This is a genomic window from Streptomyces lavendofoliae (assembly GCF_014649735.1).
Lineage (GTDB): Bacteria > Actinomycetota > Actinomycetes > Streptomycetales > Streptomycetaceae > Streptomyces > Streptomyces lavendofoliae.
This window is the reverse complement of the sequence record NZ_BMTP01000002.1, coordinates 570,996-595,845: the sequence shown is the minus strand read 5'-3', so window position 1 is coordinate 595,845 and position 24,850 is coordinate 570,996. Positions and strand designations below refer to the sequence as shown.

General features: G+C 70.8%; 18 protein-coding genes. 12 read left to right on the top strand and 6 right to left on the bottom strand.

Going from position 1 to position 24,850, the window contains the following annotated elements:
• Nucleotides 1-27 precede the first annotated feature (27 nt).
• The 6 genes from IE109_RS05505 to IE109_RS05480 all read left to right on the top strand — a co-directional run bounded on the left by IE109_RS05505 (nucleotide 28) and on the right by IE109_RS05480 (nucleotide 6,700).
• Nucleotides 28-1,764 (top strand): alpha-glucosidase, encoded by a 1,737-nt coding sequence (locus IE109_RS05505; protein WP_189549568.1) that lies wholly within the window; start codon nucleotides 28-30, stop codon nucleotides 1,762-1,764.
• Nucleotides 1,765-1,803: 39 nt separating this feature from the next.
• Nucleotides 1,804-3,120 carry an ABC transporter substrate-binding protein gene (locus tag IE109_RS05500; RefSeq protein ID WP_189549567.1) on the top strand — a complete coding sequence of 439 codons (1,317 nt, stop codon included), beginning with the start codon at nucleotides 1,804-1,806 and terminating at the stop codon, nucleotides 3,118-3,120.
• Nucleotides 3,121-3,214: 94 nt separating this feature from the next.
• Nucleotides 3,215-4,108 carry a carbohydrate ABC transporter permease gene (locus tag IE109_RS05495; protein ID WP_229890587.1) on the top strand — a complete coding sequence of 298 codons (894 nt, stop codon included), beginning with the start codon at nucleotides 3,215-3,217 and terminating at the stop codon, nucleotides 4,106-4,108.
• Nucleotides 4,105-5,031, top strand: a complete 927-nt coding sequence (locus IE109_RS05490; RefSeq protein ID WP_373297631.1) for a carbohydrate ABC transporter permease — start codon at nucleotides 4,105-4,107, stop codon at nucleotides 5,029-5,031. Before IE109_RS05495 ends, IE109_RS05490 begins: the two co-directional genes overlap by 4 nt.
• A gap of 219 nt (nucleotides 5,032-5,250) precedes the next feature.
• A complete protein-coding gene (locus IE109_RS05485) occupies nucleotides 5,251-5,694 on the top strand; it encodes an ATP-binding protein (protein ID WP_189549566.1) in 444 nt (147 codons plus the stop codon).
• Nucleotides 5,695-5,737: 43 nt separating this feature from the next.
• Entirely contained in the window at nucleotides 5,738-6,700 is a 963-nt protein-coding gene (locus IE109_RS05480; RefSeq protein ID WP_229890583.1) for an LLM class flavin-dependent oxidoreductase, read from the top strand.
• A gap of 87 nt (nucleotides 6,701-6,787) precedes the next feature.
• Here the strand turns inward: IE109_RS05480 and IE109_RS05475 are convergent, their stop codons facing one another.
• Nucleotides 6,788-8,224: an endo-1,4-beta-xylanase gene (locus IE109_RS05475; protein WP_189549565.1), complete on the bottom strand. Its 1,437-nt coding sequence runs from the start codon at nucleotides 8,222-8,224 to the stop codon at nucleotides 6,788-6,790.
• Between the two features lie 973 nt (nucleotides 8,225-9,197).
• Here IE109_RS05475 and IE109_RS05470 point away from each other — a divergent pair.
• Together IE109_RS05470 and IE109_RS05465 are read left to right on the top strand one after the other, a co-directional pair.
• Nucleotides 9,198-10,616, top strand: a complete 1,419-nt coding sequence (locus tag IE109_RS05470; protein ID WP_189549564.1) for a non-reducing end alpha-L-arabinofuranosidase family hydrolase — start codon at nucleotides 9,198-9,200, stop codon at nucleotides 10,614-10,616.
• Nucleotides 10,617-11,496: 880 nt separating this feature from the next.
• Nucleotides 11,497-13,614, top strand: coding sequence for a DUF2075 domain-containing protein (locus IE109_RS05465; protein ID WP_189549631.1), 2,118 nt, complete (start codon nucleotides 11,497-11,499; stop codon nucleotides 13,612-13,614).
• A 61-nt stretch (nucleotides 13,615-13,675) separates the two neighbouring features.
• Here the strand turns inward: IE109_RS05465 and IE109_RS33000 are convergent, their stop codons facing one another.
• Nucleotides 13,676-13,804, bottom strand: coding sequence for a DUF6408 family protein (locus IE109_RS33000; RefSeq protein WP_229890579.1), 129 nt, complete (start codon nucleotides 13,802-13,804; stop codon nucleotides 13,676-13,678).
• A 232-nt stretch (nucleotides 13,805-14,036) separates the two neighbouring features.
• A complete protein-coding gene (locus tag IE109_RS05460) occupies nucleotides 14,037-15,908 on the bottom strand; it encodes a DUF2075 domain-containing protein (protein ID WP_189549563.1) in 1,872 nt (623 codons plus the stop codon).
• 401 nt (nucleotides 15,909-16,309) lie between these two features.
• Between IE109_RS05460 and IE109_RS05455 the strand changes: the two genes are divergently transcribed.
• The gene (locus IE109_RS05455) at nucleotides 16,310-17,986 is read left to right on the top strand and encodes a cellulase family glycosylhydrolase (RefSeq protein WP_229890577.1); all 1,677 of its coding nucleotides are present in this window, start codon (nucleotides 16,310-16,312) and stop codon (nucleotides 17,984-17,986) included.
• Nucleotides 17,987-18,062: 76 nt separating this feature from the next.
• On the opposite strand, the gene IE109_RS05450 is transcribed toward IE109_RS05455, so the two are convergent.
• The 3 genes from IE109_RS05450 to IE109_RS05440 form a co-directional block, all read right to left on the bottom strand.
• Nucleotides 18,063-19,502: a heparan-alpha-glucosaminide N-acetyltransferase domain-containing protein gene (locus IE109_RS05450; RefSeq protein ID WP_189549561.1), complete on the bottom strand. Its 1,440-nt coding sequence runs from the start codon at nucleotides 19,500-19,502 to the stop codon at nucleotides 18,063-18,065.
• A gap of 105 nt (nucleotides 19,503-19,607) precedes the next feature.
• Nucleotides 19,608-20,702 carry a mandelate racemase/muconate lactonizing enzyme family protein gene (locus IE109_RS05445; RefSeq protein ID WP_189549560.1) on the bottom strand — a complete coding sequence of 365 codons (1,095 nt, stop codon included), beginning with the start codon at nucleotides 20,700-20,702 and terminating at the stop codon, nucleotides 19,608-19,610.
• A 93-nt stretch (nucleotides 20,703-20,795) separates the two neighbouring features.
• Complete coding sequence (locus IE109_RS05440) at nucleotides 20,796-22,055, bottom strand: hypothetical protein (RefSeq protein ID WP_189549559.1); 1,260 nt, start codon at nucleotides 22,053-22,055, stop codon at nucleotides 20,796-20,798.
• A gap of 133 nt (nucleotides 22,056-22,188) precedes the next feature.
• On the opposite strand from IE109_RS05440, the gene IE109_RS05435 reads away from it, so the two are divergent.
• Genes IE109_RS05435 through IE109_RS05425 form a run of 3 tightly spaced genes read left to right on the top strand, consistent with a single transcriptional unit; the run spans nucleotide 22,189 to nucleotide 24,826 of the window.
• The gene (locus tag IE109_RS05435; RefSeq protein WP_229890575.1) at nucleotides 22,189-23,313 is read left to right on the top strand and encodes a DegT/DnrJ/EryC1/StrS family aminotransferase; all 1,125 of its coding nucleotides are present in this window, start codon (nucleotides 22,189-22,191) and stop codon (nucleotides 23,311-23,313) included.
• A complete protein-coding gene (locus IE109_RS05430) occupies nucleotides 23,310-24,068 on the top strand; it encodes a hypothetical protein (RefSeq protein WP_189549558.1) in 759 nt (252 codons plus the stop codon). Before IE109_RS05435 ends, IE109_RS05430 begins: the two co-directional genes overlap by 4 nt.
• Nucleotides 24,068-24,826, top strand: a complete 759-nt coding sequence (locus tag IE109_RS05425) for an amidohydrolase family protein (RefSeq protein WP_189549557.1) — start codon at nucleotides 24,068-24,070, stop codon at nucleotides 24,824-24,826. The genes IE109_RS05430 and IE109_RS05425 overlap by 1 nt, the downstream gene beginning before the upstream one ends.
• Nucleotides 24,827-24,850: the final 24 nt, after the last annotated feature.

The window sequence follows — 24,850 nt, the reverse complement described above, 5'->3', positions numbered from 1 at the left end:
ATCACGCGAACACGATGAGGTTCTGACGTGCCTGAGCACACGCCCGGTCCCGCCGACTCCTGGTGGAGCAACGCGGTAGTCTACCAGATCTACCCCCGCAGCTTCGCCGACTCCGACGCCGACGGCATCGGAGACCTGCAAGGCATCATCGGCCGCCTGGACTACCTCTCCCAGCTCGGCGTCGACGTCCTGTGGCTCTCCCCGGTCTACCCGTCCCCGCACGACGACAACGGGTACGACATCAGCGACTACCAGGACATCGACCCGCTCTTCGGCACGCTCGCCGATTTCGACCGCCTCCTGGCCGCCGTCCACGACCGCGGCATGAAGCTCGTCATGGACCTCGTGGTCAACCACACCAGCGACGAGCACCCCTGGTTCACCGCCTCCCGCGACGGCGGCCCCGCCGGGGACAAGCGCGACTGGTACATCTGGCGCCCCGCCCGCGACGGCATGGAGCCCGGTACCCCCGGCGCGGAGCCCAACAACTGGGGCTCGTTCTTCTCCGGCCCCGCGTGGACGTACGACGCCGCCAGCGGCGAGTACTACCTGCACCTGTTCTCCCGCAAGCAGCCCGACCTCAACTGGGAGAACCCCGAGGTCCGCCAGGCCGTCCACGGCATGATGCGCTGGTGGCTGGAGCGGGGCGTCGACGGCTTCCGCATGGACGTCATCAACCTCATCTCCAAGACGCCTGGCCTGCCCGACGGCATCGTCCACGAGGGCGCCCGCCTCGGCGACGGCAGCCCCCACTACGTCTGCGGGCCCCGCATCCACGAGTACCTGGCCGAAATGCACCGCGAGGTCTTCGAGGGCCACCCCCGCAAGCTGCTGACCGTCGGCGAGATGCCCGGCGTCACCGTCGAAGAGGCGAAGCTCTTCACCGACCCCGCCCGCCGCGAGGTCGACATGGTCTTCCAGTTCGAGCACGTCGGCCTCGACCAGGGCCCCGGCGGAAAGTTCGACGTCCGGCCCCTGAAGCTGACCGACCTCAAGGCCAGCCTCGGCCGCTGGCAGACCGGCCTCGGCGAGACCGGCTGGAACAGCCTGTACTGGAACAACCACGACCAGCCGCGCGTCGTCTCCCGCTTCGGTGACGACAGCCCCGCCCTCCGCGACCGCTCCGCCAAGCTGCTGGCCACCGTCCTGCACCTGCACCGCGGCACCCCCTACGTCTACCAGGGCGAAGAGCTGGCCATGGCCAACTTCCCCTTCACCTCCCTCGGCGACTTCCGGGACATCGAGTCGCTCAACCACTACCGGGACCACAAGGCCCTCGGCGCCGACGGCGAACACATCCTCGATGGCCTGCGCCACCGCAGCCGGGACAACGCCCGCACCCCCATGCAGTGGGACGCCACCGAGCACGCCGGCTTCACCACCGGCACCCCCTGGATCGCCGTCAACCCCGACCACAAGGACGTCAACGCCGCTAGCCAGCTCGCCGACCCCGACTCCGTCTTCCACTACTACCGCCGCCTGATCGCCCTGCGGCACACGGAGTCCGCGCTCACCCACGGCGACTTCCACATGGTCCACCCCGACCACGAGCAGCTCTACGCCTTCACCCGCCACGACGCGGCCGCCGGCACCGAACTGCTCGTCCTGGCCAACTTCGGCGGAGCCGACCTCACCGTCGACCTCCCCGGCGGCTGGGAACACAGCGACATCCTCATCGCCAACCTCCCCTCCACCCAGCCCCTCACGAGCCCGCACACCCTGCGGCCGTGGGAAGCCCGCGTCCACCGCCGCCGCACCAGCTGACACCCCCTTGCCGCAACGACGCACACCAAGGAAACAGCCATGAACAACCCGCCCACCCGCACCGCCCGGCGCACGAAGCCGCTCCTGCTGGCAGCCGCCGCCCTGGCCATCCTGGCCCCCCTGACCGCCTGCGGCGGCTCCAACACCGCCGGAGGCGACGCGAACACCCTGCGTCTGTGGCACTACGAGGACAAGGACGGCGCGCTCGGCAAGGCGTGGGCCGCGGCCATAGAGGAGTTCAAGAAGACCCACCCCGGCGTCAAGGTGGAATTCGAGCAGAAGGCCTTCGAGCAGATCCAGCAGAACGCCGGCATGATCCTCAACTCCGACAAGGCGCCCGACGTCATGGAGTACAACAAGGGCAACGCCACCACCGGCCTCCTCGCCAAGCAGGGCCTCCTCACCGACCTCACCGCCGTCGTCAAGGAACGCGGCTGGGACAAGAAGGTCGGCGAGAGCGCCTCCGTCACCGCCCGCTACGACGCCAAGGGCGAAATGGGCGGCGAGAAGTGGTACGGCGTCCCCAACTACGGCGAGTTCGTCCTCGCCTACTACAACGACGACCTGTTCAAGAAGCACGACGTCGCCAAGCCCACCGACTTCGCCGGCTTCGAAGCCGCGCTCGCCAAGTTCAAGGCCGCCGGCGTCACCCCGCTCGCCAACGCGGGCAACGACCACCCCGCCGGCCACTGGCTGTACCTGCTGGCGCTGTCCAAGGCCAACGACACCTGGGTCGACAACTACCAGCTGTACAAGGGCAAGGTCGACTTCCACGGCCCCGAGTTCACCTACGCGGCCACCAAGTACAAGGAGTGGGTCGACAAGGGTTACTTCGAGAAGAAGGACGTCGGCCTCAAGGGCAACAACATGACCGAGCAGTTCGTCTCCCAGAAGCGCCCGATCATGGTCGGCGGCAACTGGTGGTTCGGCGGCCTGCTCACCGACGCCAAGAACTTCAACTGGTCCACCGCCCCCTACCCGGGCAGCGAGAAGACCCTCGGCTCCGGCGGCAACAACTGGGTCATCCCCACCAAGGCGAAGAACAAGAAGCTCGCCGAGGACTTCATCGAGATCACGATGTCGGACAAGATCCAGAAGCTGATCGGCGAGGAGGGCAATGTGCCCCTGGCCGTGCAGGCCGACGCCGTCACCAACGAGAAGTCCCGCGGACTGGTCACCGCCTTCCGCGCCGCCCAGAACGGCCGCGGTCTGGCCTTCTACCCCGACTGGCCCGTCGCCGGCTACTACGACACCTGGCTGTCCTCCACCCAGAACCTGATGAACGGCGCCAAGCCCGACACCGTCCTGGACGAGCTCGCCGCACCCTACGACAAGTACGCCGCCTCCAGGTCCTGAGCCACCCCGCCGACCGCACCGGCGCCGCACCCCACGCCGTTCAGGGGACGGCGGACCGCCCAGCGGCCGCCGTCCCGCCCACCCAGGAGCAACAGTGAAAACCACACGTCACCCGCGGTCGACGGGATACGCCGTCTTCCTCGCACCGGGCCTCCTGCTCAGCCTGCTCTTCCTCGTCGTCCCGCTGGTGATGACCCTTTACTACAGCCTCACCGCATGGCAGGGCATCGGCGAGCCGGCCTTCACCGGCCTGGACAACTACACCCGGCTCTTCCAGGACGCCGACTTCTGGGCCTCGTTCCGCAACATCGGCTTCGTCATCGTCGGCATCGCCGTCGTCCCCACCCTCCTGGGCCTCTTCCTCGCCGCCCTGCTGTTCGACTACATCGGCAAGAAGCACGGCGACGGCGTCGTCGGCGTCTTCCGCTCCGGCCTCTACCTGCCCCAGGTCATCCCCGTCGCCGTCACCGGCCTGATGTGGGGCTGGATCCTCGCCCCCGAAGGCGCCATCAACAGCGTCCTGGAGACCGTCGGCCTCTCCTCCCTGACCCAGAACTGGCTCGGCGACCCCGACCTCGCCCTGTGGATGGTCCTGGCCGTCCTGGTCTGGATGCAGCTCGGCTACCCCCTGGTGCTGTTCATGTCCGGCCTGCAGCGCATCGACCCCGAGCTCTACGAAGCAGCCTCCCTCGACGGCGCCACCTGGTGGCAGCGGTTCACCCGCATCACCGTCCCCATCCTGCGCCCCGAGGTCTACGTCGTCCTCGTCACCACCACCATCGCCGGCCTGAAGGTCTTCGCCCAGATCTTCGTCCTCACCGGCGGCGGCCCCGGAAACTCCACCCTCGTCCCCGCCTACTTCGCCTACCAGAACTTCTTCGAGCGCGCCGACGTCGGCTACGGATCGGCCATCTCCACCACGATCACCCTGCTCGTGCTGATCATCGCCGGGACGATGCTCACCCGCCAGGCCCGCGAGGACGGATGACGATGACCATGACCACCGAACCCACCACGCAGTCCGGCCCCCGCAAGCAGGCCCCCGCCGGCCACGCCGCCCCCAAGCCCCACAAGAAGCACTCCGCCCGCAAGAGAGGCGCCGGCTCCTACGCCGTCATCGCCGCGGTCGGCATCTTCGTCCTCGCCTTCCTCTCCCCCTTCGGGATCATCCTGCTCAATTCCTTCAAGACCGGCGCCGACTACCGCGCCAACGGCTCCCTGTCCCTGCCCGAGGAATGGAACTGGGCCGTCATCGGCGACGTCTGGGAGCGCGTCGAGTTCACCCAGAAGCTGGTCAACAGCATCCAGATCAGCCTCGGCGTCGTCCTCATCGCCGTCGTCCTGGCCCTCTTCAACGCCTACGCCATCGGCATCGGCCGCGTCCGCCGGCGCACCGCGTTCCTCGTCTTCTTCCTCGGCATCAACGTGCTGCCGCAAGAAGGGCTCGTCTACCCCATCTACTACCTGTTCAAGGAGATGGGCCTCTACGACGGCAAACTCGGCTACACCGTCCTCGTCGGCATCACCTACAGCGCCTTCGGCACCTACCTGCTCGCCTCCGTCTTCGCGAGCTTCCCCCGGGAACTCATCGAAGCCGCCTCCCTCGACGGCGCCGGCCGCTGGACCATCCTGTGGCGCATCGTCCTGCCCATGAGCTGGCCGACCCTGTCGGTGATGTGCGTGTTCTTCTTCGTCTGGAGCTGGAACGAGTTCCTCTACCCCCTCGTCCTGCTCATCTCCAACGACAACCAGACCGTCCCGCTCGGCCTGTCGGTCCTGCAGGGCCAGTACTCCAGCGACCCCACCTCCCTGAGCGCCGCGGCCCTCCTCGGCGTCATCCCCATGGTCGTCTTCTTCCTCATCTTCCAGCGTTCCCTCACCCGCGGCCTCACCGCCGGCGCCGTGAAGTAGCCCGCCAAGCCACCCCGGACCCGGCTTCCACCGTCCCGCTACCGGGTCCGGGGTCCACCCCCACACAGCACGCGGCGAGGGCCACTTGCATCAGGCCCCCGCGCCACGACAACCCAGGAGGAAACCCGCCCGCATCCCCCGCACGGCAACGAGCAACCAGAACGGCCCCGTCACCGCCGTCCTCCCGTTGCCGCCGCCCTACCTCGATCGAGGCGCGTCATGCAGACCCCCACCATCGACCGTGGCCCCGCCGAGCAGTACACCGGCGGTCCGAGCAGCCACCTGCCCCTCAGCCACGTGCAGCACGCGATCCGAGCCGCCCGCCGCCACGCCGACACGGTCCTGACCGGATGGGGCGTCCCACCCGCCGTGATCGACGACGCCGTCGTGGTCATCTCGGAACTCGTCACCAACGCCACCCTGCACACCCGCGACGGACCCGCGGAGCTCCACCTGATCGTCCAGGACCGGCAGCTCGTCATCGCGGTGACCGACACCTGCGCCGACTCCATCGAACGCACCGTCCCGCGCGAGGACAGCGAGGACGACCACGGAAGGGGCCTGGCCATAGTCCGCGCCCTCGCATGCGCCGTCGGATGTCACCGCGTGCCCGGCGGCAAGAGAGTATGGGTGCGGATGGAGGTCCAGGCGCAGTCCGCCTGACAGAACGCAGCGGCCATGCGCTGCCGAACAACGGAGACAACCGGTGAGCCACAGCCCCGGCGCGATCGGCGTCCTCCTGCCGTGCGACATCCCGACGGCCGACATGATCCCCTTCGCCCGCGAGGCGGACGCCTACGGCTTCGACGAGCTGTGGGTCGCCGAGGACCTCGGACATCGAGGAGGTCTCGCCCAGGCAGCCACCGTGCTCGCCCACACCCGACGGATCCGCGTCGGCGTCGGACTCCTGCCGGCCGCGGCCCGCAACGTCGCGTTCACCGCGATGGAAGCCGCCACGCTCGCCCAGCTCCACCCCGGCCGCCTCGACATCGCCGTCGGCCACGGCATGCCCGCCTGGATGCGCAGCGCAGGGGCCTGGCCCCGCAGCCCGCTGACCCTCCTGCGCGAGTACATCAACGCTCTCAGAGCGCTCCTGGCCGGCGAGCCCGCCCACACCGACGGACGCTACGTCCGTCTCGACGGACCACGGCTGCACCCCTCGGCGGTTCCCGATCAGGCCCCCGCGATCTTCGCCGGCGTCCGCAGCCCCAAGTCGCTCGCCCTCTCCGGGGAGACGGCCGACGGCACCCTGCTCGCCGAACCCGTCACACCCCCGTACGTCCGCCAGGCGCTGCGCAGCATCAACCCCCGGCGGGCCCACCGGATCACCGCCTACAACATCGCCGCGGTCGACGACGACCCCCGCGCAGCCATGGCCGCCGCCCGCCCCGCCTTGAAGGCCCTGGGCGACACCGACTGGAAGCCCCACATCGCGCCCCTCGGGTTCTACGAGGAACTCGCCCACCTGCGCCGCCGCAGCGGCAGCGCCCAGGACTTCGCGCAGGCCATGCCTGATCAGTGGGTCGAGCAGCTGTCCCTCTCCGGCACGGCCGCGCACGTCCGCGGTCGCCTGGACGACCTGTTCCTTTCCGGAGTCTCCAGTGCCGTGCTCATCCCTGCCGGCCCGAGCGCTCGCGCGGCACTCGCCGATTTGGCCGCGGTGCTCTGAACCCGCGCAAGGCGGTCCTGGGCGCTCTTCTCGGTGGAGCCAGGATCATCCTGGCTCCACACGCGAGTGCGTGGCGCGAGGGTCCCGTCAGGTGCGGGTCCAGCGCTGGTTGCCGCCGTTCGAGCAGGAATAGAGCTGGATCAGGGTGCCGTTGGCGGTGCCGGCTGCGACGGCGTCGAGGCAGAGCCCGGACTGGACGCCGACGATGGATCCGTCGGAGTCGAGGCGCCACTTCTGGTTGTCACCGCCCCAGCAGCTGTAGATCTGGACTTTGGTGCCGTTGCCGGTGCCGGCGGCGTCCAGGCACTTGTTGCCGTAGACCCTGAGCTCGCCGGCGGCGGTGTACGTCCACTGCTGGTTCGTTCCGCTGTTGCAGTCCCACAACTGGAGCTGGGTGCCGTCGGCTGTGCCGGCGCCGGGCACGTCCAGGCAGCGGCCGGAACCGACGCCCCTGATCGCTCCGGAACCCGAAGGGGGCGTGGGCGTGGTGGAGCCACCGTTGAGGGCGTTGAGGACGGCGGTGTACGCGGGCTTCCTGCTGCCGTCGCCGTTGAACAGCAGCGGCGTGTGCTCCGGTCGCCAGGAGTCGGTGTCCCGCACACCCCAGACGGTGATGCCGAGGCAGCGCGGGACGGCCAGGCAGTCGTTGGTCACGTTGGCGTAGGTCGTGGCCGGGGCGCCCTGGATGTCGAGTTCGGTGATGGCCACGTCGACGCCAAGGGCGGCGAAGTTCTGCAGGGTGGTGCGGAAGTTGCTGTTGTAGGGGCTGCCGCTGTTGAAGTGCGACTGGAAGCCGACACAGTCGATCGGCACGCCGCGCTGTTTGAAGTCCCTAACCATGGCGTACATGGCCTGGGTCTTGGCCGACGTCCAGTTTTCGACGTTGTAGTCGTTGTAGCAGAGCTTGGCGGCCGGGTCCGCGGCGCGCGCGGTACGGAAGGCGACCTCGATCCAGTCGTTGCCGGTGCGCTGAAGGTTGGAGTCGCGCCGGGCTCCCGAACCGCCGTCCGCGAAGGCTTCGTTCACGACGTCCCACTGGGCGATCTTGCCTTTGTAGTGGCCCATCACGCCGTTGATGTGGTTGATCATCGCCTGGCGCAGCGTGCTGCCGCTGAGGCTCTGCATCCAGCCGGGCTGCTGGGAGTGCCAGGCCAGGGTGTGACCGCGCACCTGCTTGCCGTTCTGCACCGCCCAGTTGTAGACGCGGTCACCGGCGGCGAAGTTGAACTGGCCCCGCTGCGGTTCGGTGGCGTCAATCTTCATCTCGTTCTCGGCCGTGACGGAGTTGAACTCACGGCCCGCGATCGACGTGTAGACCGAGTCGCCCAGCCTGCCCGAGGCGATGGCGGTGCCGAAGTAGCGGCCGCTCTGCGCCGCTGCGGCGCCGAGTGTGCTCTCGGCGGCGTGTGCGGTCGGCGGCGCGACCAGTGCGGCGACCGCACCGAGCACGCCGACGACCAGCGCCGACAGCAGGTGGCGGACCTTCCGGCGGATACCAGGTCCGGGAAGGGCATACGAGCCCATGACTGTGCCTCCAAGGTAGAAATCACGGAAGGACTCAAGCGCGGGGATTGCGTCGTCCGCTCCCACTGGGCAGTCGGACCGGGTGGGCCGGAGCCCGGGCGGGCCGCACACGACGGGATGGTGCCGAGTGCTTGGTGCACGGATCTGTCGTGCTGTTGTGCGTGGATCTGCTGTGGCGGCACGGATTGCTCAGGGTGGACGCGCTTCGAAATCTCGAACAAATGCCGGTGCTCCAGACAGGGATGATTGGGCCGCTGGCGGTGGATCGTCAATACTCCGCGTCAAAAATGTTTCCGCCCATAGGCCGAAACTTTCGACCCTTCGACGATGTGCGGATCGTAGTGGCCGGGGACCGCCGGGAGCCGCCGAGGGTCGCCGGGGAGCCGCCGGGGAGCCGCCGGGGGGCGCCGTCCTCGGTGATCCCCGAGATGCTCGCCCGGTGATCTTCGGCCGCCCCCGTTTCGCCGTCACAGGTCGTGCGGTCCAGCGGCCATGCTGACGTGCGCGCTGTCTCACGTATCGGCGTACGAAAGATTTCGGCAGGTCCAGCGATAGATGTGAAAGGTATTGACGCCGTTCAACGGTTCCCTATCATTCAGGTTGCTCGATACTTCGACCTTCGTTCGATATCACGAACAGGTCGAGTAGCTCCGTCGCACAGCAGGCACCTCCGGGTCGCACCGCCGAAGCCAGAGCCGCAGGGAGCCGTACCGCAGGCGTACGTCATGACCCCACCGATCCCTCCGCTGCCGCCCTCTTCACGCATGTCCCCGGGCGGCCGGCGGTTCGGTCCGCGTCAGGCGGCTCGCCGGCCGCGACAGTACGACGCCGGGAGGGGATCGCGAAGGACAGGGACGTCACAAGCGGTCCGCCGTGGTGCTCACGGACCGCCGCATACCGCACCACACCGACAGTCCGGACGACCTCCGGCGAGGCCGACCGGATCCGCCCACTCAAGGTTGAGGAAGTCCCCATGCACACAGGAAGTTTCCGCCGCAGGCATCCGTCTGCGGTACTGGCCGCCGTGGTCGCGGCCCTGGCCGCGTTGGCGGCGATGCTCGCCGCCGCCCCGGCTCAGGCGGCTTCCAGCGGCGCCTTGCGCGGTGTCGGCTCCGGCCGGTGTCTCGATGTGCCGGGCGCCGGCCGGACCAACGGCACGTATCTGCAGATATATGACTGCTGGGGCGGGACCAACCAGCAGTGGACGGCGACGGACACCGGCCGGCTCACCGTGTACGGCGACAAGTGCCTCGATGTTCCGGGCCACGCCACCGTGGCCGGTACCCGGGTGCAGATCTGGGCCTGCTCCGGCGGCGCGAACCAGCAGTGGCGGCTGAACTCCGACGGCACGGTCGTCGGCGTGGAGTCCGGACTGTGCCTGGAAGCCGCGGGCGCCGGTACGGCCAATGGTACGGCGGTGCAGATCGGGAGGTGCAACGGCGGCAGCAACCAGAAGTGGACCGGCCTGTCCGCGCCGGGCGGCGGTACGTGTGCTCTTCCGTCGACGTACCAGTGGTCGTCGACCGGTGTGCTGGCGCAGCCGGCGAACGGGTGGGCCGCGGTGAAGGACTTCACCACCGTGACGCACAACGGCAAGCACCTGGTCTACGCGTCCAATTTCTCGGGGACGTCGTACGGCTCGATGATGTTCAGTCCCTTCACGAACTGGTCGGACATGGCGTCGGCCGGTCAGACCGGCATGAGCCAGGCCACGGTGGCGCCCACGCTGTTCTACTTCGCGCCCAAGAACATCTGGGTGCTGGCGTACCAGTGGGGTTCGTGGCCCTTCATCTACCGCACGTCGAGCGACCCCACCAACCCCAACGGCTGGTCCGCGCCGCAGCCGCTGTTCACCGGCAGCATCCCCGACTCCGACACCGGTCCCATCGACCAGACCCTGATCGCCGACGGCCAGAACATGTACCTGTTCTTCGCCGGTGACAACGGCAAGATCTACCGGGCGAGCATGCCGATCGGGAACTTCCCTGGCAACTTCGGCTCGTCGTACACGACGATCATGAGCGACACCAAGGCCAACCTCTTCGAGGCGCCGCAGGTCTACAAGGTGCAGGGCCAGAACCAGTACCTGATGATCGTCGAGGCGATGGGCGCGAACGGGCGCTACTTCCGGTCCTTCACGGCGTCCAGCCTGAGCGGCGCGTGGACCCCGCAGGCCGCCACCGAGAGCAACCCCTTCGCGGGCAAGGCCAACAGCGGTGCCACGTGGACCAACGACATCAGCCATGGAGACCTGGTCCGCGACAACCCCGACCAGACCATGACCGTCGATCCCTGCAACCTGCAGTTCCTCTACCAGGGCAAGTCACCCACCGCGGGCGGCGAGTACAACCGGCTGCCGTGGCGGCCGGGTGTCCTCACCCTGCGGCGCTGACCTCCCCGGTTCACGGCGACCGTGATGGGGGCGCGGTCCGCGGACGTGTCGACGAGCGGTTCACCGCGTGGGCGCCCCCTGCTGCCCGGCCCTCACCGCCTCGAGGAACCCCAGCCGTCCCGCGGTTGGGGTTCCGTGGGCCGAGCCGCGGTGGTGGCCGGCCAAGCAGGAGGGGACCGTCCTGCGGCTTCCTGGACGTCGTGCGAGACGGTGGACGCGTCGTCCCCTCCCTCCGGGCCTATGGGGAAGACGTCCTGACGTCGTTCATGGCCACCGGCGCGCCGACCCCCGCAGCGGTCCTCTGGGGCCTGCCCGGGCGGGGCATCGGCGCCCGTGCCTGCCTGTACGCGCCGCCCGACCCCGCGGGGCCTGGCCGATCGGGCCGGCGGCTCTCCGCCGGGCGCTATTCGGTGCACAACGCAGTCGCCGTGCGCCGGTTCCTGCCCCGGATGTCCGGTCGGCAGGTGCGGTTATCGAGGCCATATCGCGGTGGTCAGAGGACGCAGTCGTCGCACGACGTGGACAGGGCTGAAGTATCGGGAAGATCGTGGTGCAGGACCTTGGTGCGGGACGGGGTGGTCAAGGCCGATGCGCCGGTGCGAGCCTTGCCGTGTGGTCACCCCGGTTCCGGGGTCGCGGTTCCGGGTGATGCTGCCGACGCCGTCGCGCGGAGCCGGCCGTGCTCGGCGGCTCCAGGCGGGCGACGACGCGATTCGGACAGGATCACCGAGGTTCTGGCCGACAGTCGGGGTCCGAGTCGTCTGTCCGGCCGGCGATTCTCTAAGATCACCTGAACCGATCGCGGCCCGACGGGCTTCCCCGCAAGGACATGCCCCCACCCGCACGAGTCACTCGTGCCCTGGGGGAACCACCCTTGTCCATGCTGTTGTTGCGGCTGTCCGCGCAGGACCTGCTCACTCTCAACAAGAGGCGCCGGATGGTGCCGCATCTCGCGGCCCGGTACCGGCACTTCCAGGGTACGGACGTGTCCCGCACCGAGCGGGAGGCGTGGGCCGAGAGCCTCGTGCAACTCGCGGAAGACCTGGTCGAGGCGGAGCGGGGCAACGTCGAGATGATCGTGGAGTGCGCCGCGACGGTCGACGCCCCGGAGAAGGGGCAGACGCCCCTCATCGACGCCGTGCTTGTGGGAAGGCACCCCGAGACGCATCTGCCCTCCTTCCAACTGGTCGAGTTGAAACGCTGGTCCTCGGTGACCCGGGTGGAGGCCGCGACGGCGGAACTCGTGAGGGTGCCGGGTATCGGAAAGCCCAAGCGGCACCCGGCACTGCAACTGCGGAACACCTTTCGGATGTTCGCGGGGGAACAGGGCCCCTTGCGGGGTATCACGGCCGAGTGCGGAGGATTCGCTTACTTGCACAACGCCAGGGAGGATTCCGTACGGCCCCTGTTGGACACCCTTGCCCCTACCGGGGCCTATGAGCGTGTTTACACGCACGACAACCGCGACCAGTTGCTCAAGGACATGCGCGGACATTTCGCGGAGGACGGCGCGGCTTCGGAGGCGGAGCGACTTCTGGCGCGCATGAACCTGCGGAACACCCCCCTCCTCGACGCGATGATCAGATCCCGTGGTGAGGACACCGTCTTCACTCTGCGCCGCGAGCAGCAGAAGGTGGCGGCCAGTGTGCTGGAACGGGCCGATCGCGTGCTCGGCTCGCCCGACTCGTCCAATCCGCCTTCCCCCGACGAACGAGCCGTGTTCATCGTCACGGGTGGACCGGGCACGGGCAAAAGCGCCGTCGGATTGCACCTCAGGGCCCGCTTCGAGGCAGCCGGCCGCACGGTGAAGTACGCCAGTGGCAGCCGGGCCTTCAACGGGGCGCTGAAAGAGCAGGTGGGCTACACCAAGAAGGAGTTCAAGGAAAGGTTCTCCTTCTTCAGTGACTTCGTGCAGCCGCCTGAGCCGCCTCTCGACGTCCTCATCTGTGACGAGGCGCACCGCATGCGGGAACGGACCGAGGACCGGTTCAGGAGGGAGGAGCGGATGGGCACTCAGCCCCAGGTGGACGATCTGCTCGACGCCGCGAGGCTCACGGTGTTCTTCCTCGACGAGAGCCAGACCGTGCGGCCGAACGAGGTCGGATCGGTGAGCCTGGTCGAGGACGCGGCCAAGGCCCGCGGGATCACTCCGCTTCCCTATCGGCTCAGGGAGGAATGGCGGTGCGGGGGGAGTGACGCCTACATCCGCTGGGTGCGGGCCGTGCTCGGCATCGAGGAGGGTGAGACCGAATGGACGCCTGACGGTCTGATGCACGTCGAGGTGGCGGACAGCCCCGAAGAACTCGAGCACATCATCCGGAGCGAAGCGGAGGCAGGAGCGACGGCCCGCATGGTGGCCGGCTTCTGCTGGCCGTGGACCCGGCCTCGAGGCAAAGGCAGGTCCGCGCGCCTGGAGGCCGACGTGCGCATCGGGGCATGGCACAGGCGCTGGAACGCCAAAAGTGACCACTTCTGCGAGGACGGTGCGGTGCCCCCGTCCACGATCTGGTCCGTCCACCCCTCCGGTATCGATCAGATCGGCTGTGTCTATACCGCCCAGGGCCTCGAGTGGGACTGGTGCGGGGTGATTCTCGGGGCCGACATGGTGCGCCGCGGCGACCGTTGGGTCTTCCGCAAGGGGCAGTGGTCCCAGGACCCGGAAACGGGAGTGAGACGCGTCAAGGTGCCCGGCTCCTTCGACATGAAGCTCCGGGAGAGCAAGACGGAGGCCGACTTCGAGCGGTCGGTACGGCACGCCTACCACGTCCTCATGACCCGGGCGAGCCGTGCCACGGTCCTCTACTCCACGGACGAGGAGACCCAGCGGTATCTGAAATCCTGTGTCGGAGAGGTGGAGATCCACGGTCTGCGCCCCACGTGGGAGAACCTGCCCGAGGAAGCGCGCAAGGCGCATCTGCCCCGACCCGGCCGAAGGGCGGGCAGGAGGAGGACGGCGCAGGCGCGGCCGGCGACCGACACGGACCTGCGACTGTTCTGACGGACGTCGCCCCGCGCGGCCGCAGGAGTGGCGGGCTCACCGGGCCCGCCACCGCGTCCGCTCAGAAGAGCAGACTCGCAACCGACGCCAACGCCGTCACCAGGAGATTGGAGACGACGCCGACGGCGATGTCGATCAGGATCACGCGGATCCGTGCACGACGCGCAGACTTGTACTCGACCGAGGTCATGGCCACTCCAGAGCAGTGAGATCGGAATGGCAGGGGGACGCCCTACCGGGCGTCCACGGCTCACGTCGTGCGTCACCGCACGACGGGCTCAACCAGTCCGCATCCACAGCCCTTCGGGGCATGCGCATGAACCAATGCCTCGTACCCTCCGGGAAGGTGCGCTGCGCGTCGATGGTATCTCGCGCACCCGATCTTGGGTGCGCCTTTTCGGCGGGTGGGGCCCGCCGGCGCCTCAGGTAGTCGTGGGGATGAGGGTACGGAGCTTCTCGCGGGTCTCGGCGTCGGTCGAGTAGATGACCGTCCCGACCATGCCCCGTGTGAGGAGCACCTTGTAGGTGTTGCGGACGAGGCGCTCGACGTCCTCGTCCGGGGTCGCCCGGGTGAAGGACGGGTCCTTCGACGCGGTACGGTCCACCACCCAGCGGTCGGTACGCCAAACCAGGTCAGGGCCCATGATGACGCCCGACCAGTCGTACTCGAAGCCCTGAGCGGTGTAGACGCAGCCGACCTGTTGGAAGCCGGCGGGGTCGGTCGCCCAGAGCGGCGCGGGCGGGGCGCCCAGCAGGGCGCGGTCCCCGTACAGGTTCCACGGCTTCGACCAGTCACCGATCACCACGTCGGCGGGCAGTGCCGTCATGCCGGGGGTGATCTTCGTCGTCCACTTCCAGCAGTAACCCGCCGAGATACGGGCACCGTAGCCCTCGGCCCGCCTGGACTCCAGGAACTCCTCCAGCTCCCGGGGGCTGGACGCCGTCAGCAACTGCACCTTGCCGTCGGGCTCCCAGACCTCGGGACCGCCGCCCTCCAACCCCAGCAGTCCGGTGACCCAGCGGACGTAGGCTTCGCTTCCACCGCACCGGAACTGGCTGTCCAGCTCCACCACCTGACATCCGACTTCCCTTTCGGCGGCCGCCCGCCGGATCTCGTCCACGGTGCCCATCTCGCCTGGCCGGACCACTTGGTGCTGGTCCAGGAGGAACACCGGCACCCGGGCCGCGTCGATCAGTTCGGCCACCTGCGGGCGTCCCGTGCGCAGGGCCGCCTTGGTGTATCGGTTGGCGGAGGTCTTGCGGAGCCGGTGCGCCTCGTCGCAGATGAGGACGTCGATGTCGTTCGGCTCGGCCTCCATGAAGCTGTTGAAGTACCGGAAGAGGCGTTGAACCTCGGGCTTCCGCGCCCCCGCCACCTTGCGCATCGTCTTCGTGAAGGACTGGGAACCGGTGGCGTGCAGGGCCGGCACGCCGCGACGGTACAGGTCTCCGAGCAGGGACAGGGCGATCACGCTCTTACCGGACCCGGGTCCGCCGGCCACCACGACGACTTGCTTGCGGTTCGCCCGGCGAGCCTTGCGTACCGCGGACATGACCGTCTCGTAGGCGAGACGCTGCTCGTCCAACAGGACGAACTGCTCCCGGTCACGGACCTCCTCGGCGGCGACCGCCATCAGCTGCCTCGACGGTCGGACCTTCGCCTGCAGGAGCTCGTCGGCCGCAGCGGCACCCGGCTTGGGGGCCAGCCTCGAACGCAGGTGGTCGAGGAACGCGCCGCGCTGGTCGCCGGTGAACATCCGGCCCCGGTGGTCCTCCTGGACCTCGCGCAGCCCCGCGACAGTGAGGTCGGTCGCGTTGTGCAGGTAGGCCACCCCGGTCACGGAGTCGGGGGAGTGCTCGAGAGCCCCGTTGAAGGAGACCAGGTAGTCGCAGTATCCCCGTACCTGCTCGATCGGGTTCAGGAGGGGCTGTTCGTAGGAAGGCACTCGGCACCGCAGCGGATCCCCGTCCTCCGGGCGGGCTTCACTCCACTGCTTGAGCTCCACGACGACGTACGACGGGGCGCCGGTGGACGGGTGCACACCTGCCAGTATCACGTCGGCGCGCTTGCTGGTCAGCGGCAACCCGTATTCCAGCAGCATCTCCACATCACCGAGGCCGGCTTCCACCAGGGCGTTGGTCAGCGCGGGGATGCTGCGGTCCCAGGACCGCACTTCGGAGGGCGCGGGCCGGTGCCCGTGTCGGTGGAGGAAGTTCTCACTCAGGAGCTCGGCCAGCCGTCCCTCGATGCGGGTGCGCCCGGCCAATGACGCCGCAGACTCACGGAACAGCAAGAGATCGCCCCCAGGCAGCACGAAGTCGCTCGTGCGGGTGGGGGCATGTCCTTCGGTCCACTGGCGTGGAGCGGAAGCCCGTCGGGCCGCTGAGATGAACCTCCCCATACTAGAACAAGATGTGGATCATGCGCCTGGAGCCCGGTCGTCCCGCCTGTGCCCGCCGTTGCCGGCGCCGCCGGTGAACGTGCGGGCGAGCGGGGCAGATGGTCACCGGAGGTTGGTCCGCGACGGCCTTCCGGGCTCTTCGCCCCGGCGGAGCACGTTGCCCCAAGCGTGTCGGGCGCGTACGGCTTGCTGCCCGGCTCTTGACGTGGACCTGGCGGGAGTGGCTGTATGGGAGCGCTCCCATAGCTCCACGCGCACCGTCTCGCTTCCTTGCCTCGCTCCCTGGAGTCGCAGTGAGAACAGCACGAAGCACGACATGGAACAGACCGGCCACCGCGCTCGTCGCGGCCTTCGCCGTCCTGGCCGCGCTCCTCGGGCTGGCCGGGCTCGCCCCCGCGCCCGCCCACGCAGCCGACGGGCGGGCCCCCGGTGCCGCCGCGGCCGGGCTGCACGTGGGCAACGGCCGCCTCCTCGAGCGCAACGGCAACGACTTCGTGATGCGCGGGGTCAACCACGCGCACACCTGGTATCCGGGCCGAACGCGGTCGCTGGCCGACATCAAGGCGCTCGGGGCCAACACGGTGCGGGTCGTCCTGTCCGACGGGCACCGGTGGAGCCGGAACAGTGCCGCGGACGTGGCCGCCGTCGTCGACGACTGCAAGGCCAACCGCCTGATCTGCGTACTGGAGGTGCACGACACCACCGGGTACGGCGAGGAGGCCGCCGCCGGGACGCTCGATCACGCCGCCGAGTACTGGATCAGCCTCAAGGACGTACTGGTCGGCGAGGAGGACTACGTCGTCGTCAACATCGGCAACGAGCCCTGGGGCAACACCGACCCGGCCGGCTGGACCGAACCGACCATCGCCGCGGTCAAGAAGCTGCGCGGGGCCGGCTTCCAGCACACGATCATGGTGGACGCACCCAACTGGGGTCAGGACTGGCAGGGCGTCATGCGGGCCAACGCCCGGACGGTGTACGACGCCGACGTCACCGGCAACCTGGTCTTCTCCATCCACATGTACAGCGTCTTCGACACCGCCCAGGAGATCACCGACTACCTCGGCGCCTTCCGAGCCGCCGGACTGCCCCTCGTCATCGGCGAGTTCGGCGGCCCCGCCGACCAGTGGGGCGACCCGGACGAGGACACCATGATGGCCGCCGCCCAGCAGCTCGGCCTCGGCTACCTGGCCTGGTCCTGGAGCGGCAACACCGACCCCGTCCTCGACCTGGCGATCGGGTTCGACCCCGCGCGGCTCAGCTCCTGGGGCCGGCGCGTCTTCCACGGCGCCAACGGCATCGCCCAGACCTCCCGCGAGGCGACGGTCTTCGGCGGCACCGCCCCCGACACCCGGGCCCCGACCGCGCCGGGCACCCCGACCGCCTCGGGCGTCTCCCCCTCCTCGGTCACCCTGACCTGGCCGGCCGCCACGGACGACGTCGGCGTCACCGGCTACGAGGTGGTCCGCGTCGATGGCACCGCGGAGACCCCGGCCGCCTCCTCCACGACGACGACGGCCACCGTCACCTCCCTGGCCGCGGACACGGCGTACACCTTCGCGGTGTACGCCAAGGACGCGGCCGGCAACCGTTCCCCCCGGTCGGCCACGGTCACCGTCACGACCGAGAAGGGCACCGGCACCCCCGGCGCCGGCTGCTCCGTCCGCTACCGCGTCGCCGGCGAATGGCCCGGAGGCTTCCAGGGCGAGATCACCCTCCGCAACACCGGCACCGCCGCCGTCAACGGCTGGACCCTGGGCTTCGCCTTCCCGGCCGGCCAGACCGTCACCAACATGTGGGGCGGCACCCCTGCCCAGAGCGGCTCCGCCGTGACGGTCGCCGCCGCGCCCTACACCTCGGTGATCCCGGTCGACGGCGCCGTCACCATCGGGTTCACCGGCAGCAGGCTCGCCACCAACCCCGCACCGACGGCGTTCACCCTCAACGGCGTCACCTGCGCCGCCGCTTGACCCGACCCGACCCGCGCCGGTCCCCGCCCGGTCACTCGCCGGTCGGGGACCGGTGCCACGGCGTGCCCCGCCGGCGTCAGGGCCGGCGGGCGCCCGGGGGCCGCCCGGCCGGCTTCGGCGTCATCGCGTGCAGCGCCCACTCCAGCGGCCCCCGCCGCAGCGGCGTCGAGCGGAAGACGAACGCCCAGACGGCGCACGCCACCAGCGACACCCCGCAGAAGGCGCCCAGCGCGGGCCAGCCGTGATGGGGGTGCAGCTCGGCGCGCGCGAGGACGTGGACCGCGTACACCGACAGGCCCATCGTGCCGACGACGGCCAGCGGGCGCAGCAGGGCCTCCATGACGCGGCCCCGGCACACCGCGACCGCCAGGCCGAGCAGCAGCAGGCTCGCGCCGATGTTGGCGACCGTCTCGAACGGGGTCTGGCTGTACGGCCCGTCGACCAGCAGCCACGCCCACGACGTGCTGGGGATCGCCCCCGCCTGCCGGTTCAGGACGGCCTGCACCGGGTCGGGGGCGGTCACCGCGTACGCGTGGCCGCGCACGATCGCCCGCAGCAGCGCCTCGCGCCCGCCGCCCGGTCCGAGGGCCAGCGCCGACAGACCGTGCCCGGCGAGGGTGAGCAGCGCCCCCCACCCGAGGAGCCGGCGCGCCGCCCCGGTGCGGCGCAGGTCGGCCAGCCGCCCCAGGGCCATGCCGACGACGACGTACGGGAAGTAGGTCAGCCACGGGTACGCGCCCGAGAGCAGCAGCGTGTCCAGCGCGTCGGTGAACCCCGGCCAGCTGGTGACCGCCTCGAATCCGGGGTAGCGTCCGCGGCCGGTGACTCGGTAGCCGAAGTACGGGCCCAGCACGTACGACAGCACGGGTCCCGCGACCACCGACACCGCCGCGACCGCGGTCAGGGCGCGGGTGCCCAGCCGGGCGAGGGGTTCGGCGGCCAGGAAGTACAGCGCGAAGAACGTGAGGATCACGGCGATCCCCGACCGCAGTTCGGTCAGCGCGAGCCCGAGCGCCGCGAGCACCGCGCACCGCACGAGCGTGGCGCGCCACGCTCCGGCCGGCTGCGGACGGGGCCGGGTGCCGCCGCGGGAGAGCGTCAGCGAAAGTCCCGCGATCAGCGTGAAGATGGCGGGCGCGCGCCCGTCGAACGCCACGAGCAGGTGGCCCGCGCCCGCCGGCTCGGCGGGCGGGCCGATGTGGGCGGCGAACATGGCGAACACGGCGACCGCACGGGCCACGTCCACGCTCACCAGCCGCTGCCGCTGCCGCTGCCGCTCTGTCTGCGGCTCTGGCGGCCGGCTCCGCGGTGCGCTCCCCTCGGCGGGCGCCGGCCCGGGCGTGGTCGTCGCCCCGGTCGCCGCCGCCGTCGAGCCGCTCGCCGCCGCGCCGGCCGCCGTCGAACCGGCCGCGCCGGAGGCCGCCCCCGCGCCGGAGGCCGCCCCCGCGGCGGGGGGCGCCCCCGTGCGAGAGGGCGCCCCCGTCGATGTCTGCGCCGCCGTGGATATGTCGGTCACCGTGCTGCTCCGCCCCCGCGTTCTTCGTCCCCTTGTCGGTTCATTTGTATACGCATGGGCGGGCGTGCCTCCGGCCGGGGTGCGCGGCCGTACCTCACCAGGCCCTCAGCCGGCCGTGCCCTCCAGCCCGTGCCCCAGCCCCGGCGCGAGCGGCAGTTCCACCAGTCCGGTGCCCGGCGTCCCGGCGAACGCCGCCGGAGCCAGCGGCTCCTCCTCCACCAGCAGCGGCCCCACGAGGTCCGGCGGGACCGTGGCGTGGGGGAGCGCCGCCGACAGGTGGGCGGCGGCCAGCGTCGCCACACCCAGCTCCGGCATGGTGCCGATCTTCACCGCGAGCCCGGCCGTCTGGGCCAGCGCCGCGATCTGGCGCGCCCGGTACAGCCCGCCCACCTTCAGGATCTTGATGTTCAGCACATCGGCCGCGCCCCGCCGCACCACCTCCAGCGCGTCGTGCGCCGACTGCACCGACTCGTCCGCCATCACCCGCACCGCGCCCCGGGCCCGCAGCGCCGCCATGCCCTCCAGGTCCCAGCGGGGCAGCGGCTGCTCCACCAGGTCCAGTCCGGCGTCCGCCAGCCGGCCCACCGCGCGGGCCGCGTCGCCGGGGGCGTACCCCTCGTTGGCGTCCAGCGACAGCTCCACCGACTCGGGAACGGCCTTGCGCACGGCGGCCACCAGCTCCACGTCGAGCGCCGGGTCCTCCCCGCCCTTCAGCTTGACGTGCCGGAAGCCGGCCGCCGCGTACCGGGCCGCCTCCTCCGCCATCTCGTCGAGCGTGCCCAGCCCGACCACCCAGGTCGTCGGCACCTCGGCGGTCACCCGCCCGCCGCCCAGCAGCAGGTGGGCCGGCCACCCGGCGTCGCGCGCCGCCAGGTCGTGCAGCGCGAGGTCGAGTGCCGCCTTGGCCAGGTGCTGGCCCCGGATGGCGGCGTCCATCGCGGCATGGGCGCCCGCCAGGTCGCGCGGGTCGCGGCCGACGAGCGCGGGCGCGACGTGCTCGGTCACCGCCGCGCCGAGCCCCGCGAGGGTCTCGCCGGTGTACGCGGTCATCGGCGACGCCTCGCCGAAACCCGACGCCCCGTCGGCCGTCCGCACCTCCACGACGAGGCTCACGAGGTCGGGGCTGGTGCCGCTGCTGATGACGAACGGGCGGCGGTAGCGGGCACGGACGACACGGGTGTGGAACGAGGCGATTCTCACGCGCGAGCTCCTTGGTCTCCGCCGTGCGGCGCTTCCACCGCGGCGGCTGCGATGTCGGGATGGGGGCCCGGGCCGCGAGCGGTGGGGCCAGGGCTAGAGCAGGACCCGGTAGACGATCGGGGGGCGGCCGGTCCGCCCCTCCTCGCGGCTCCCGGTCGGTACGGCGACGCCCGCCCGCTCCAGGCGCTTGAGGATGCGGCGGGCCGTGCGCTGCTGGACGGACAGGTGCTCGGCGACACGGTGGGCGGTCACGCCCGTGTCGCCGTCGGCCGCGGCCAGTTCCCGCAGCCGGTCCAGGGTGTTCGGGTGCAGGCCGACCCGGCGGGCCAGCAGTGCCGGGTTCTCCGGCCACGGAGCGGGCGCGGACTCGCCCCCGGCGCCCGCCTCCGCGGGGGAGTCCGGCGCGATGACGATGTCCACGTCGTCCACCAGCGACACCACCCCGGCCGCCGGGCCGACCGAGCGCGCCCGGCCGACCGCCCGCCGGGCCAGCGCCTCCGCCTCCGCCGCCGTACGCCCCAGGCCGAAGCCCACGTGCGCGGAACCGTGCCGGGACGCCAGGGCGTCGAGGAACGGGATACGGGTGAACCGCTCCGTCGCCGTCTCCAGCACCCCGCGGGTGGTCACCACCAGCCGGCGCCCGTCCGGCAGCTCGGCGAGGCTGCCGCCGAGCACCCGTATGTCCTCCGGCAGCCGCGCGTCCACGCCCGTGCCCGGCGGCAGGTCGACGATGCCCAGTGCCACCTGGGCGTCACCGCTGTGCCGCCCGGCCGTGTCGAGCACCAGCGCCTGGAGGGTGGCCAGTATCGAGTGCCGGGACGGTGCCAGGCGTACCGCGTGGGTGTGCTGCTCCAGCACGTGGAACGCCGAGCCGAGACAGGTGATGGCCACCCTGGTCTTCTTCGTGTCCCGCGCGTCCAGGTGGAAGTCGACGATGTCCGCGGACGTCAGCCCCGGCCGGTACGGCAGCACCCGCACCCGGTCCGTGGGCAGCTTGGCCTCCGCCATCGTCTCCAGCACCTCCTCGCGGCGCAGCGTGTCGATCGACACCCGCGACACGTCGTGCCCGAGCCGCAGCAGCTCGACCAGCGCCCGCAGCAGCGTGGCGCCGTTGTACGGCACGTACATCGCCGGCCGGTCGAGCGCGCCCGCCGCGTCAGCCAGCGCGTGCGGTACGACGCCGGTGAACAGCAGTGCGTCCGCCCGGGACCGCGCCCCCGCCACCACCTGGGTCGTCTCGTCCTCGTGACGGTACGGCAGCGGCAGCAGCCGGGCGGATCCCGCGCGGTCGGCGACCGCGACCACCTTGTGGACCAGGTCCTCGGGACCTATCACGCCGACCGTGAGCGGCATGGTCCGGTCTCCGTTCTGCCGGGTGGACTCGCGGGTGCGACTTGCTCGGTGACGCCTGATTGACGGCCGCCGACAGGGGTTCTACTTTCGGCCCAGGCCGTAAATCGTGTGCTGCCGAGAGGATAATCCCCCGATGCCGCAACGGGAAATGCCGCTGCCCACAGTTCTGGACCCCCGGGGAAGGACGTTCGGCGAGGAGGAACGCGCGGCGGTGCTCCGGGTCCTCGACTCGGCCGTCCTGTGCGGGGCGTTCGGCCGGGAGGCCCGGGAGCTGGAGTGCGAGATGGCCCGGCTGTACGGGCGTGCCGAGGCCGTCTCCTCCAGCTCGGGAACCGCCGCCCTGCACCTCGCCGTCGCCGCCGCCGGAGTCGGCCCCGGCGACGAGGTCGTCACCACGCCGATCTCCGACTTCGGCACCGTCGCCCCGGTCCTCGCCCAGGGCGCACGGGTCGTCTTCGCCGACGTACGGGAGGACGACGGGAACCTCGACCCGGACGCCGTCGAGGCGGCGATCACCCCGCGCACCAGAGCCGTCATCGCCGTCCACCTCTTCGGCGGCGCCGCCGACACCGTACGGCTGCGCGAGATCTGCGACCGGCACGGGGTGCTGCTCATCGAGGACTGCGCGCAGGCGTGGCTCGGGGAGGACGGCGAGGGGCGGCTGCTCGGCACCATCGGCGACATCGCCTGCTTCAGCCTCCAGCAGTACAAGCACATCACGGCCGGCGACGGCGGGCTGAGCATCACCGACGACCCCGCGCTCGCCACCCGGATGCGGCTGTTCATGGACAAGGGCTGGGACCGCGCCGAGGGCCGCATCCACCGCACCATGGGCCTGAACTACCGGATGACCGAGCTGGTCGCGGCGGTCGCCCGCGTCCAGCTCACGCGGGTCGCCGGAGTCGTCGCCCGCCGCCGCGCGAGCGCCCGGCTCCTCGCCGACGCCGTCGCCGCCCTGCCCGGGGTGACGGTGCCCCGGCCGTACCCGGGACACGCCTGGTGGGTGGTCCCCCTGCTGGTCGACGACAACACCCGCTGGGCGGCGGCACTGGAGGGGCTCGGCGTCCCGGCCCTGCCCGGCTACCTGGAGCGGCCGCTGTACGCCAATCCGGCACTGTCCGGGTACCCGCCGGGCCTGTGTCCTCGCGCCGAGCGGCTCATCGACCGTACGTTGCTGGTTCTGCCGTGGAACGAGGCCTACCGCGAGGACGACGTCGAACGGATCGCGCAGGCGCTGGGGAAGGTCGCCGCATCATGACCGTGTCACCGCAACCGACGTACGAGTGGCTCAGGCCCAGCCCCGAGGAGCACATCGGCTGGGACGTCGACGTCCTGTACGGGCCGTGGCCCCGGCACCCCCGGGACACCGGCCTCGACGAGGTCCGCGCCCACCTGCGTTCCTCCCCGGTCGCGGGCGCCCTCGCGCTCTCCACCCGCGGCCCGCTCTTCGACGACGGGGCGGGCAACGCCGAGACGCTGCGCGACCTCGCCGGCTGCCCCGAACTCCTGCCCGTCGGCACCGTCGACGTCCGCGACGCCCTGACCGCCGAGGACCGGCTCGACGAACTGACCGCCGCCGGCGTCCGCTTCCTGAGGCTGTTCACCCTCGAACAGGCGGCCGAGCCCGGCTTCCCCGGCTACCGGCGCGTGGCCGGGCTGGCGATCGACCGCGGCATGGTGCTCCTCCACGACGGCGACCCCCGCCGCTTCGGACCGCCCCTCATGGACCGCGGCGCCGACGTGATCTTCCTCGACCTGCACGCCTACCTGCTCGCCGACTTTCTCCTGATGGCCCGCGACGAGCCCGGCTTCCGGGCCACCACCCGCATGCTGTCGGGACCCGACTCCATCGAACGGGTCATCGACGCCGTCGGTCCGCGCCACCTGGTCTTCGGCTCCCGCACGCCCTTCATGGACATCTCGCCGCAGACGCTGAAGCTGCGGTACGCCGACATCTCGCCCGACGACCGCGCCGCCATCGCCACCAAGAACGTCGAGGAGCTGCTCGCCTGATGCCGATCATCGATGTGCACGCCCATGTGGGCCGCTGGCAGTTCCACCTGACGACCGGCGACGCGGACACCAACCTCGCCCAGATGGACCGCTACGGCATCGACTTCCAGATCGTCTCGGCGTCCGAGGCCGTGGTGTACGACGCGGTCGCCGGGAACGCCGCGCTCCGGGAGGCCCTGGAGACCCGGCCCCGGCTGTTCGGGTACGCCGTCGTCAACCCCAACCGCGCGGAGGAGAGCGCCGCCGACCTCCGCCGCTGCCTGGACACCGGCCGGTTCGTGGGCGCCAAGATCCACACCCACTACCCCGGGCGGATGCCCGGCACCCGCGAGATGGCCGAGGCGTTCGACGTCGTCGCCGAGGCCGGCGTACCGCTCCTGCTGCACACCTGGGGGCGGGAGGTCACTCTCCTGCCGGAGCTGGTGGACGCCCGGCCCGGGCTGCGCGTGATCATGGGCCACGCGGGCGGCGACGCCTGGCGCGAGGCGGCGCACGCCGCGGCCGCCTGCGACCGCCTCTACCTGGAGCACTGCCGCACGGCCACCGACGCGGGACGGATCGCGTACGCCCGCGCGGCCGGCGTCCCCGTCGAACGGATGCTCTTCGGCACCGACGCGACACTGATCGACCCCTGCGTGTCCCTGGGCGTGGTCCGGGACGCGCGGTTCACGGAGGAAGAGCTGGAGCGAGTGCTGTGGCGCAACGCGGCGGAGCTGTTCGGCCTGAAGGTCGGCACGGCGCTGCCACCGGTCGTGTGAGGCGATCCGAACCACCGGAAACAG